Annotated in this window: 8 protein-coding genes and 1 pseudogene; 1 reads left to right on the top strand and 8 read right to left on the bottom strand. The window is 73.8% G+C overall.

Annotated features, from left to right (window positions below):
- Window positions 1–14: 14 nt before the first annotated feature.
- Both N7925_RS28495 and N7925_RS28490 read right to left on the bottom strand, forming a co-directional pair.
- Entirely contained in the window at window positions 15–662 is a 648-nt protein-coding gene (locus N7925_RS28495; protein ID WP_265602267.1) for a uridine kinase, read from the bottom strand.
- Between the two features lie 89 nt (window positions 663–751).
- Window positions 752–1,444 carry a winged helix-turn-helix transcriptional regulator gene (locus N7925_RS28490; protein WP_274345582.1) on the bottom strand — a complete coding sequence of 231 codons (693 nt, stop codon included), beginning with the start codon at window positions 1,442–1,444 and terminating at the stop codon, window positions 752–754.
- A gap of 85 nt (window positions 1,445–1,529) precedes the next feature.
- Here N7925_RS28490 and N7925_RS28485 point away from each other — a divergent pair, with 85 nt between their 5' ends.
- Window positions 1,530–2,741, top strand: coding sequence for a pyridoxal phosphate-dependent aminotransferase (locus N7925_RS28485; protein ID WP_274345581.1), 1,212 nt, complete (start codon window positions 1,530–1,532; stop codon window positions 2,739–2,741).
- 89 nt (window positions 2,742–2,830) lie between these two features.
- Here the strand turns inward: N7925_RS28485 and N7925_RS28480 are convergent, their stop codons facing one another.
- The 6 genes and pseudogenes from N7925_RS28480 to N7925_RS28455 form a co-directional block, all read right to left on the bottom strand.
- On the bottom strand, window positions 2,831–4,228 hold the full coding sequence (locus tag N7925_RS28480; protein ID WP_274345580.1) for a VWA domain-containing protein: 1,398 nt from the start codon (window positions 4,226–4,228) through the stop codon (window positions 2,831–2,833).
- A 233-nt stretch (window positions 4,229–4,461) separates the two neighbouring features.
- Window positions 4,462–5,706: an AAA family ATPase gene (locus N7925_RS28475; RefSeq protein ID WP_274345579.1), complete on the bottom strand. Its 1,245-nt coding sequence runs from the start codon at window positions 5,704–5,706 to the stop codon at window positions 4,462–4,464.
- 458 nt (window positions 5,707–6,164) lie between these two features.
- Window positions 6,165–6,896 (bottom strand): DUF7873 family protein, encoded by a 732-nt coding sequence (locus N7925_RS28470; protein WP_265602262.1) that lies wholly within the window; start codon window positions 6,894–6,896, stop codon window positions 6,165–6,167.
- 43 nt (window positions 6,897–6,939) lie between these two features.
- Window positions 6,940–8,295 (bottom strand): SWIM zinc finger family protein, encoded by a 1,356-nt coding sequence (locus N7925_RS28465; protein WP_274345578.1) that lies wholly within the window; start codon window positions 8,293–8,295, stop codon window positions 6,940–6,942.
- Complete coding sequence (locus N7925_RS28460) at window positions 8,292–11,312, bottom strand: DEAD/DEAH box helicase (RefSeq protein WP_274345577.1); 3,021 nt, start codon at window positions 11,310–11,312, stop codon at window positions 8,292–8,294. Before N7925_RS28460 ends, N7925_RS28465 begins: the two co-directional genes overlap by 4 nt.
- A gap of 112 nt (window positions 11,313–11,424) precedes the next feature.
- Window positions 11,425–11,909, bottom strand: a pseudogene (locus N7925_RS28455) (hypothetical protein); the annotation flags it as partial.
- Window positions 11,910–11,989 lie beyond the last annotated feature (80 nt).

The following is an 11,989-nucleotide window of genomic DNA, read 5'->3' as shown; positions in this document are numbered from 1 at the left end:
GGGGCGGGCCCCGTTCACCCGCTCCCGGGCAGCCCCGACCAGGCGGGGCGCGACGGGTCGTCCGCCCGGACCACCACGTCCGCGCGGTCCGAGGGCGCCACCTCGTCCTCGTACCGGGCGAAGGCGGGCAGGGTCCAGCGTTCCGGCTCCGCCGTGCGGCGCCGCAGCGCCCCCGGGGACAGCCGCAGATGGACGCTGAGCGCGAACGGGAACCAGTGCCCCAGCAGGAACGGGCCGTGCACGACGACCACCCCGCCCTCGGGCAGGGAGTGGTACGGGCTACGGGTGGCCCGGTCGGTCACGGGGTCCCACAGATCGGGCAGCACGCGGCCGGATCCGCCGGCCTCCAGCGGCCCGAACACCTCGCGCCACAGCGCCCCGGTGTCGTACCAGCTGTCGGCGTACGCGTCCGGGTCCCGCTTCCCGTACTCGAAGCGCAGGCTCGCCGGGCGCAGGAAGCCCTCGGTGGAGATGACCAGCACCGCACGGCCGAGCAGCCGCAGCTCCCGCGCGAGGCGCTCGGCGCTCTCGCCGGTGCGGGCGGCCGGCGCGCCGTCGATGCCGAGCGCGAGCCAGGGCCCGCCGTCGGCGGCGGACAGCCCGTCGGCGTACCGGGCCAGCTCGCCGGCCAGCCGTTCCCAGGTGATCGCTTCGAGTCTCACGGACCCATCATCGCCGCACCGGCGGAGGGCCGGTCGGGTGAGGGAGGTCCGGCCGCCCGTGAGCGGGGTCCGGCCGCCCGCGCGGAAGGTCAGGCGCCCCGCAGTTCGGCGGCGAGCGAGCCCTCGCCGATCACCTCGACGCGGCCGTCCTTCACCGCCTCCGCGAGGGTCGCCCCACCCCGCGCGAGCTCCAGACACACCTCGGCGTCGAGGACGATCCGGGCGTCGGGGCGGTCGGCGGGGCCGTAGCCGTACACCGCGGGGACCTCTTCGGCGGCCGTGAGCGCGCCTCCCGCTCCCCCACCGAGCCGGAGGTGGAACTGGCCCTCCTCCAGCCGGACTTCGAGAACGCCCGCCCGGGTGAGCCCGGCGAGGGCGCCGAGCAGGGGCAGGGCGAACCAGTGGGCGCGCACCGCGTCCGTGGGACGGCGCTCGGCGAGGGCCGGCGCCCCCCACCCGGCGAGGGCGGCGAGGACGGGCAGCAGGCCGTGGCCCCGCGCGGTCAGCTCGTAGACCGTCGCGGCCGACGGGGGCGGCAGCTTGCGGCGCAGGGCCAGTCCGGTCTGCTCCATGTCCTTGAGCCGGGAGGCCAGCACGTCCGTGCTGACGCCGGGCAGGTCGGCGTGCAGGTCCGTGTACCGGCGCGGCCCGCCCAGCAGTTCACGGACGATCAGCAGCGTCCACCGGTCGCCGACGGAGTCGAGGGCGCGGGCGGTGGCGTCGAACTGGTCGTAGCTCCGGCGACGGACGGGGCGTGCTGCTGGCTGCTGCTGACGTGGCATGCGACGCAGTCTAGACATGTTGTTGGACTTTCCAAGCTGAAGCTTGGTAAAACCAAGTATCGCAATTCGGCTCGGGAGGCAGCGCATGGAGTTCCGGCAGTCCAGCAAGCTCAACGAGGTCTGCTACGAGATCCGGGGCCCGGTCATCGAGCACGCCAACGCCCTGGAGGAGGCGGGCCACAGCGTGCTCCGGCTCAACACGGGCAATCCCGCGCTCTTCGGTTTCGAGGCCCCCGAGGAGATCGTCCAGGACATGATCCGGATGCTGCCGCAGGCGCACGGATACACCGATTCGCGCGGCATCCTCTCGGCCCGGCGGGCGGTGGTCCAGCGCTACCAGGCCATGGGGCTGACCGAGGTCGGCGTGGACGACGTGTTCCTCGGCAACGGGGTCTCCGAACTGATCTCCATGGCGGTGCAGGCGCTGCTGGAGGACGGCGACGAGGTGCTGATCCCGGCCCCGGACTTCCCCCTGTGGACGGCGGTGACCACGCTCGCGGGCGGCAAGGCCGTGCACTACGTCTGCGACGAGGAGTCCGACTGGAATCCGGATCTCGCCGACATGGCCGCGAAGATCACCGACCGGACCAGGGCCGTCGTGATCATCAACCCGAACAACCCCACCGGCGCGGTCTATCCGCGCGAGATCCTCGAAGGCATCCTCGATCTGGCCAGGCGGCACGGGCTGATGGTGTTCGCCGACGAGATCTACGACCAGATCCTGTACGACGGGGCCGAGCACCACAGCGCGGCGGTCCTCGCCCCCGACCTGGTCTGCCTCACCTTCAGCGGTCTGTCGAAGACGTACCGGGTGGCCGGCTTCCGGTCCGGCTGGATGGTGGTGTCCGGTCCCCGGCAGCACGCCCGCAACTACCTGGAGGGCCTCACCATGCTGGCCTCCATGCGCCTGTGTCCCAACGCCCCGGCTCAGTACGCCATTCAGGCCGCCCTCGGCGGACGGCAGTCGATCCGGGAGCTGGTCGCGCCCGGCGGGAGGCTGCACGAGCAGCGCGACCGGGCCTGGGAGCGGCTGAACGAGATCCCCGGCGTCTCGTGCGTGAAGCCGAAAGGCGCGCTGTACGCCTTCCCGCGCATCGATCCGAAGGTGCACCGCATCGTCGACGACGAGAAGTTCGTGCTGGACCTGCTGCTGCGGGAGAAGATCCAGGTGGTGCAGGGCACCGGCTTCAGCTGGCCGCGCCCGGACCACTTCCGCATCCTCACCCTCCCGTACGCCGACGACCTCGACGCGGCGATCAGCCGCATCGGCCGCTTCCTGAGCGGGTACCGGCAGTGAATACCGGCAGTGATGCGCGCGCCCCGTCCGGCCGGGGTCGGGTGAAGCGGATCCGGCCGAGGGCCGGGTGCGGCGGATCCGGCCGGGGGTCAGATGAGGCGGAAGAGATCCGCGGCGGCGTGGACGTCGGTGAGGTCCTCGATGGAGCGGAGGTTGTCGCACAGCGCGTCCAGGACCGAACCGGCCTCGGCGGCGCCGGGGGCGCCGACGGCGAGGCCGAAGACGCGGAAGCCCAGCACCCGCCTGGCATCGTTCCAGCCTCGCATCCACTCCTCGGTGACGCCGCATTCGTCGTCGGTGATCATCACGATGTCCCCGCGCGTGGTGGCGGCGTCGTCGAACTCCTCCTCCAGCAGTTCGCGGGCCGCGGTCAGGGGCGTCTGGTAGCTGGTGCCGCCGCCGAGGAAGGTCTCCGCGAAGTCGAGCACCCGCTCGATGCCGGCGGGCCGGCCGGCCGGGAAGCGGAAGACCTGGATCCTGTCCTCGGCGGAGAACAGGATGCCGACGAAGTCGCGCCCGGCATGGCGGGCCTGGTCCAGCAGCGCCAGGGCGCACGCCTTGGACCACGCCTCCCGCGTGACTCCTCCGGGCCCCGCCGCGTACATCGAGTGGGAGGTGTCCACGCACGCGATGACGGCGCCCCGCCCCGTCGGCTGCTCGCCCCGGCTGTCGTAGAGCATCAGCTCCCCGGCGGCGTACCGCGCGGCGAAGACGGCACGCAGTTCGGGCAGCCCGAGGTTGGCCAGCTCGGAGGGGATCAGGCGGGAGAGGTCGTCGCCGAGCGTGACGCCGACCAACTCACCGGCGGTGCTCTCCACCTTGCGGGCCCGCTCGCCGTCGGCCATCTGCCGGAAGCGGCCGATCAGTTCGGCCCATCGGGCGAGACGACCGGCGCGCAGCCTCTCGGCGAGCCGGGCGCGGCGCGCGTACGGCATCCGCTCCAGCTCGCCGGGGCCCACACCCCAGGCCCGCATCAGCACGGCCTCCTCCCGGGCGGCCTCGGCGGCCTTCGCCGCCGCGTGGTGCGCGGCGGTGCGGAGGCCGGGGACGGCGGCGGCGCCCTGCTCGGCAGCCCGGGCGGCCACTCGCGCGGCGGTTCCGGTCGCCTCGGCGGCCTCGATCGCCCGATGGACGGCGTCGGCGGTCGAGGCCGGTACGCCGCCGTCCTCATCGGCCTCTTCGGCGGCGCGCTGGAGCGCCTCGGCCACGGCGGTCGCAGCGCTGTCGGCGTCCTGGAGGGCCTTCGCCGCCCGCTCGGCCCGCCCCTGGGCGTCCTGGGCGCGCTCCAGCATCCTGCGCAGGGCGCCGGACTGGGCGAGGACGGCCATGGCGGCGGCGTAGGGGTCGCCGACGGTTTCCCGGCGCAGTGCGGTGAAGTCCGGTGACTCCACCAGTGCGGTGACGATCTGGTGGTTGACCAGCCGCGAGGGTGCCATCTCCGTCCGCTCGCGCAGTCGGAGGCCGGCCTTGTAGGCGGCCAGGAACACATCGGCCAGGAGGTCGGCGGCGTGGCCGTGGCGCTCGCCCAGCTCCTGGGCCAGCTCGCGCAGTCCTTCGGACTGTTCGCAGGTGTCGCGCCAGGTGAACCGTTCGAACCGGTCCGCGACGACGGCCCCGGTGCTCCGCTCGGCCGTGGAGTGGCCCAGCCACGTCCGGGCCCGGCCCGCCAGTGCGTCGAGCGCGGACGGCGCCCTGCCGGCGCCGCTGTTCCTCCCGGCGGTCAGAGCCGGTCCTGGACCATGCTCGCGTCCATGCCGAGCGCCTCGGTGAGGACGCGGGCGCGGACGGCGCGCTGACGGCCGGTGACCCGGTCGATGGCGGCGGTGGAGCGGCCGGCGCCCGCCGCCTCGGCACGCAGTTTCTCCAGCCGCTTGCCCGCCGTGGCGAGTTTGTTGTGGGCCTTCTTGATGACCCAGTCGCTGAGCGCCTCGCGGGACTGCCCCGCCATGGCGTCGAGCTGGGCCTCCAGCTCGTCGAGGGCGTCGGCCAGGTCGAGCGCCTCCTTGGCGTCGGGGTTGACCAGGTGCAGCACCTCACGCTCGACGGTGGGGCGCTGGGCCGGGGAGTCCCACAGCACGTGGGTGAGCACGGTCAGGTCGGTCTCGGCGACCGCCGGGCGGCCGTCGAGGTACGCGGACGCCTGGAGCAGCCGCACCGCCTGCCGCCAGCGGCGGTCGGAGGCGACGAGCTCCTTGCGGCGCAGGGCCGCCCGCAGCGCGCACACGGCGTCCACGATGGCGTCGGGGACGTCCACGGCCGGGACGGATCCGGTCACCGCGTGCTGCAACGCGGTCAGTCCGACGGTGGTACGGACCGGGGCCGCCGGGCGGCTGACGGCGGAGCGGACCAGCGCGGCGAAGTTCGACGGGTCCGCCAGGTATCCGACCTCGATCCGCACCAGCAGCCGGTCGTAGATCGCGGCCGTGTCCTCCCCGGTCGGCAGTTCGTTGCTCGCCGTGATGGCGCCGATCAGCGGGCAGCGAATCGGTTCGCCGCCGCTCTCGGGGTGGTAGATCCGCTCGTTGAGGTAGCCCAGGGTCTCGTTCAGCGCCGCCGTCGAGCACTTGAAGATCTCGTCGATGAACGCGACGTGCGCGGTCGTGGCACGGCCCTCGTACACCTGGCGGTACTCCCCGCTGGCCAGCGCGGCGACGTCGACGGGACCGAACATTCTCGTCGGCGCGGTGAACTTCGACAGGAGGATCTCCCAGTAGGCGGCCCCCTCGACCCTGCCGGTGAGCTCCCGGGCGATCTCGGACTTCGCCGTTCCGGGCGGGCCGAGCACCAGCGAGTGCTGCCCGGCCAGCAGCGCCACCACGAGCGTGCGCACCACGTCGGCCCGCTCGTAGAAGCGGTCCGACACCTCGTCACAGATCGCCCGCAGCCGGGCGGCTGTGGACTGCGCGTCCCCTGAGCCCTGCACGTCCCCTGCACCTTGCACGTCTGCACCTCGCACGTCCTGCATTGTGCCCTGCGGGTCCCGCGGCCCCGTGGTCGGCTCCGGGTCTCCCCCGCCGCCCGGGAACGGGAGCGGGCCCGGAGGCGTAGCCGGCCTCCGGGCCCTGAGTGTGCCGCCCATCGGGCACGCCGGCACGTTTAAGGATCCGGGTCAGTCTGATGTCGTCGCGTCCTGCCTTTGGACCACCGCAGATCGAAGCTCTGCGGGCCGGACTTGAACCGGCATTTCGACGCGCGCGGGCCCGGGCCCGTTCGATCCGGCGATCGGCGGCGAATGCTGAGTCTGGAGCAATAGTCTGAGATTGACGGCGGTCTGCCTCTGCCTGCTTGGGCTACTCCGGCCCGTGCCGGAGGGAGGAGTTGAACCTCCACTGGAACCGCGCCTTCACGACAAGCCTCAGTTTCAGCTTGCGCTCCTCGCGCACCCCGGCCGCCTTGAGCGGCGCCCGGGGAATCCATGGTCGGTCACCCGAAGAGGTAACCGAATACCGCATCACCCACCCGCTGGTCGGTGACGTCTGCGCCGTTGGCCTCCTCGCGGGCGAACTTCACGGCCTGCTGGAGCTTCTCGATCCGGTCCAGCAGTTCGTTGACGCGTCGCGCCGGAAGCGCCCCGGAGAACTTGACCGTCGTCCAGTACCCGATCGGAATGTCCTCGTAGTACACCTCGACCTGCGCCGGGTGCTTCTCGGTGGCCTCCGCCTTCACGTGGTTGCGGGGCACCTTCTTCGTGCGGACCGTGCGGACCGGCTCGGTCTTCCAGGAGTCCGTCGAGGGGTCCTGCACCCAGGCCTCGGCGGCGTCCAGCACGGGCAGCTTGCGGACGAAGGTGTTGAGGTCGGTCAGCTGCTTCTCCAGGAAGAGCAGATACGACACCGGCACCTCGCTCACCAGCACCCGGCCGTCGACCGACACATCGGCCCTGGCCGAGCAGTTCGCCCAGTCCTTCGTGGCGGTCACATCGAAGAGCCGGGTCAGGGTGACCGCGGTGTCCCGCAGCACGTCCTCGGCCTTGACCTGGACGAGCGTCGACTCGGGCGGAAGCTGTTCGCCCTCCTCGTCCTTGGGCTGGTAGGTCCGGGAGATCCCGGCCAGCAGTCCGGTCTTCTGGAGGCCGTGATGAGCCGCCGTCAGGTCCTGGTGTGCCTTGGACTTGACGCCCTTCTCCACTGCGATGATCTGATTGAGTTTCGCCACGTCGTGGACGCTAACAGGGGCGAGTCTCCCCTGGCCAAGGGTTTTACCGTACGTACGACGGGTCGTCGGTCCCGGAGGCGTCGGGGACGGAGTCGCCGGCCAGCAGGGCCTCCAGGGCGGCCACCGGGTCGGGGTCCGGGGCGGCGCGCGGCCACCAGTCGTCGGCGCCGGGATCGGATTCGTAGCCGTACCACCGGTGGTCGTGGCCGAAGCGGAGCTGGAGCGAACCGTCGGGGTGGGTGAGGTGGTTGCGCCAGGGTGCGAAGCGCGGGAAGTCGGCGGCGGCGAGCGCGGGCCTGGCCCGGTCGAAAGGGCCGGCCGGCGGGTCCCAGGGCGTCTCCAGGACCGCGAGGCCCTCGGCACCGCCCTGCCGCCAGGCGGCGACGGCGCGGGCCAGGTCGGTGGTGGTGCGGCCGGTGGCGTAGGCCAGCTCCCGGTAGAGCGCGCGGGTGGTGGCGGTGAGCCCGGCGGTCGGCCGGGCGGCGGCGAGGCGGACCGCATCCTGCCACGGGGTGAGCCCGGCCAGCGGATCACGGCCCGTGGTCAGCAGGGCGTGGGCGCGGGCGGCGGCGTCGGTGGCGAGGTGGTCCAGGCCCAACGGGTCGCGGGCGCCGGGCAGATCCGGATACGACGGTGGCTGGCCGGGATGCGGCGGTACGGGCAGGGGCGCCGGGAGCGGCGGCAGGAAGCGGGCGGCGAAGGCCTCCCGGGCCCCGACCGACGGGACGGCGGGAGCGGCGGGGCGCTCACGGGCGGAGTGTTCGGCGTTGCGCCGGCCCAGCTCGTCCAGCAGCTCGCGCTCGCCCCGGCCCCGCATCAGCAGCAGGACGAACGGGTCGCTGTCGAGCAGCAGGGCCGTCTGGAAGCAGAGGGCGGCGACGTGCTTGCAGGGCCGCCCGTGGTCGGGGCAGGTGCAGCTGGGGTCGAGGTCGTCGGCGGCGGGCAGCAGCCGGACACCGGCCTCCTCGGCGGTGTGCGCCAGGGAGTGCGGCATCTCCTTGGCCAGCAGCGCGGACAGATGGCCCGGGTGGGCGGCGACCGCGTCGAGCAGGGTCTCCCAGCCGGGGTCGGTGAAGGTGCGCAGCCGCAGTTCGGCGCGGTAGGGGCGGGCCCGGCTGCCGTGCACATAGGCGACGACCCGCCCGGGGGTGACGGTGATCGCGGCGACCTTGCCGTCGTCGGCGTACGCACGGCCGCGGGCGAGGCGGGCCTCGTCCATCGACAGCGATTCCACAGCGTCCACCCAGGCCCGGCCCCACCAACTGCCCGCGAAGGGCTCGCCCTCGGCGGAGGTGCGGGCGGGCACCGCCTCGAAGGTGCGCCGCAGATCGTCCGGGCCGGGCCGGGCGCGGGGGGCCGATCTCCGGGCGGCCGGGCCGGTGGTCGGGCGCGGGCTCATGCGGGCCTCCGCAGCGATACGAGGTCGGCGAGGTCACGGTCGCTGAGCTCGGTCAGGGCGCTCTCGCCGCTGCCGAGCACCGCGTCGGCCAGGACCCGCTTGGACTCCAGCAGCTCGGCGATCCGGTCCTCCACCGTGCCCTCCGCGATGATCCGGTGGACCTGCACGGGCTGGGTCTGGCCGATCCGGTACGCCCGGTCGGTGGCCTGCTCCTCCACGGCGGGGTTCCACCAGCGGTCGAAGTGGACGACATGGGCGGCGCGGGTCAGATTCAGCCCGGTGCCGGCCGCCTTGAGGGAGAGCAGGAAGACGGGGACCTCGGCGGACTGGAAGCGGTCCACCATCCGCTCCCGCTCGGCGACCGGCGTACCGCCGTGGAGGAGCTGGGAGGGGATCGCGCGGGAGGCGAGGTGCGCGGAGAGGAGCTTCGCCATCGCCACGTACTGCGTGAAGATCAGGACCGAGCCCTCCTCGGCCAGGATCGTGTCGAGCAGTTCGTCGAGGAGGGCGAGCTTGCCGGAGCGGCCCGTGAGCCGGGTCGGCTCCTCCTTCAGATACTGGGCGGGGTGGTTGCAGATCTGCTTGAGCGAGGTCAGCAGCTTCATGACGAGACCCCGGCGGGCGATGCCCTCCGCCGCCTCGATCTGCGCCATCGTCTCGCGGACGGCCGCCTCGTAGAGCGTGGCCTGCTCGCGGGTGAGGGAGACGGGGTGGTCGGTCTCCGTCTTGGGCGGCAGCTCGGGGGCGATGCCGGGGTCGGACTTCTTGCGCCGCAGGAGGAAGGGCCGCACCAGCCGGGACAGCCGTTCCACCGCCTCCTCGTTGCCCAGGCCCGCGGCGGTGCCGGTGTTCTCCACGATCCGGGCGTGCCGGGCCCGGAACGCCTTGAGCGGGCCGAGGAGTCCGGGTGTGGTCCAGTCGAGGAGCGCCCAGAGCTCGGAGAGGTTGTTCTCGACGGGGGTGCCGGTGAGGGCGACCCGGGCCGGGGCGGGGATGGTGCGCAGCGCCTTGGCCGTCGAGGAGTGCGGATTCTTGACGTGCTGCGCCTCGTCGGCGACGACCAGGCCCCAGCTCTGCTCGGCGAGCTGGGGGGCGCTGGAGCGCATGGTGCCGTAGGTGGTGAGGACGAAGCCGCCGTCCGGGTCGCTCAGGGTGCGGTCCGTGCCGTGGAAGCGCCGCACGGGGACGCCGGGGGCGAAGCGGTTGATCTCGCGATGCCAGTTGCCGAGGAGGGAGGCGGGGCAGACCACCAGGGTGGGCGAGGGGTGCGCCCGGTGCAGGTGGAGGGCGATGAGGGTGATCGTCTTGCCGAGGCCCATGTCGTCGGCGAGGCAGCCGCCCAGGCCGAGCGAGGTCATCCGGTCCAGCCAGCCCAGACCGCGCAGTTGGTAGTCGCGCAACGTCGCGTCGAGGCCGGGTGGGGGCGCGATCGTGGTGTCCTGGGCGAGGATCCGCGTACGGAGGGCGGCCAACGCCCCTGCGGGGACGGCGTCCACCCGCTCGCCGTCCACCTCCGCGCTGCCGGTGAGGGCGACGGCGAGCGCGTCCACCGGGTCCAGGAGCCCCAACTCCCGCTTGCGCGCCTTGCGTACGAGGGCGGGGTCGACGACCACCCACTGGTCGCGCAGCCGCACCACCGGGCGGTGGGCCTCGGCCAGGGTGTCCATCTCGGCCTCGGTCAGCCGCTCATCCCCCAGGGACAGCTGCCAGTCGAAGGCGAAGAGGTGCTCGGCGTCGAAGAAGGACGTGCCGTCGGTGGCGGACCCGGGCGCGGGCCGCACGACGGCGGTCGCGGTGAGGGAACGGGCCAGCTCGCGCGGCCAGTGCACCTCGACCCCGGCGGCGGCCAGCCGGGATCCCGCGTCGCTCAGCAGCTCGTACAGCTCGTCCTCGGTGATCGCGAGCACATCGGGGACGGGCTGCCCCAGCAGCCGTTCCAGCGGCGGCCAGAGGCGGGCGGCGCGGCGCAGCGCCAGCACCGCGTCGACCCGGGCCCGCGGCCCGAACGGCTCGTCCGCCGCGCCGTTCCACAAAGCGGCCGCGTCCACCACGTAGGTCGGGTCGGCGAGACTGTGGACCTGGACGACGGCAGCGGCGGCGTGCCGGACCGCCGGGTCGTCCGGGTGTTCCGGCCGCGCGGGTCCCCCGTCGGTCTCCGCCTCCTCGCGGGCGGCCGCGACCGCGTAGGTGTCGGCGGTGTCGAACAGCTCGTACGCGGAGAGGTCCAGGCGGAGCGAGACCCGTACGCCCGCGTCCAGACCCGAGGCGACCTCCACGGCCCAGGCCGCGGCCTGGGGCAGATGCTGGGCTTCCCGTGCGGCGAACGGCGCGCCCATCGCGAACGCGGCGGCGGGGGTGCGCGGCAGGGTGTCGGCGACGGCGTCCAGGAACGCCCCGATCAGCGCCTCGGAGTCGGGGAGCCGGAGCGGCTCGGAGCCGGGGACGGGCGCCGCGTGCCCCTCGGGCGGCAGGGCGGCGGCGACCGCCCGCAGATGCGCGACGTCCTCGGCGTCCCTCGGGCCCGCCCGCCAGGCGTCGTGACCGTCCGCGGTGAGTCCGGGCAGGAGCCTGCCGCGGGCGACGAGGTGAAGGGCGTGCAGCGCGGCCGCGCCCCAGCAGCGGGTGGCGGGGTGGGCGGAGCCCTGATGGCGCGCCCGGACGAGCAGGGGCAGCGCGTCGGCCACGGACAGCACAGCCGCGGGCATCGCGACGGCGCGGACGCTCCCGGGGCCGGCCGCCGGGTCCGGCCGGACAAGCGTGAGCCGGGCGGTGGTGCACGCGACGGAGTCGGGACCGCCCGGGGTCTCCGCGTACACGAAGGGCGTCCCGCTCCGCCCCTGCGCGCCGTCGAGCCACGGGTCGGCGTCCGTATCCGGGTCCCAGAAGGCGATGCGGCCGTCCCTGGGCACCGGACCGGGCAGGAAGACCGCCGCGCAGCGCAGCAGGCGTCCGGCGTCGGCGGTCCGGGACGTGTCCTCGGTGCCCCGCGGCTCGCTCTCGCGGGTTCGTGCCGTCATGTCCGTCACCCCCTCCCACCTGATCCACGGTCTCCGTCGGCACGGAATGTGCTGACTCCGCGAGTCTAGGCGGGAGGTCTGACAGCGCGGACGCCCGCCGCATCGTCCCAGGTCAGCGGCGACGGAATCGATCGAGCGGATGCCCCGCTCCGCGCGTGGGCCGCCACGCTCGGTGATGGGCGAACGGCTGTTCCGACGATGACGGTGCGGTCGGGGCGGGGGCGGCGGGAGGCACGGTCGGGGCGAGGGCGGCGGGAGGCACGGTCGGGGCGAGGGCGGTGGAAGGCGCGGTCGGGGCGAGGAGGTCGGCAGGTACGGCCGGGGCGGGAGGTACGGCGGGTTCGTCGTGCCCCGTCTCCGCCGCCGTCGGCTGCTGCGCGCGCTCCAGGAAGCGGAGCAGCTCCACCGGGAAGGGCAGCACCAGCGTGGAGTTCTTCTCCGCCGCGACGGCGACCACGGTCTGCAACAGCCTCAGCTGGAGCGCCGCGGGCTGGGGGCGGGCATCTCGCCGGCCGCCTGCGCCGGCTTCTTCGAGGCCTGGAGCTCCGCGTCGGCGTTGATCACCCCTAACCCGGTCGGCCGCGCACCGGATGCCTGCCCGCCCCGGGGCGGGCAGGGTGGCCAGCGCCAGCACGTCTTCGCGACGTACCGAATCGCCGGACGAGCACCGGACGAGC

Origin of the sequence: Streptomyces sp. CA-278952 (genome assembly GCF_028747205.1) — a bacterium.
Lineage (GTDB): Bacteria > Actinomycetota > Actinomycetes > Streptomycetales > Streptomycetaceae > Streptomyces.
This window is presented reverse-complemented; position numbering and strand designations above follow the sequence as displayed.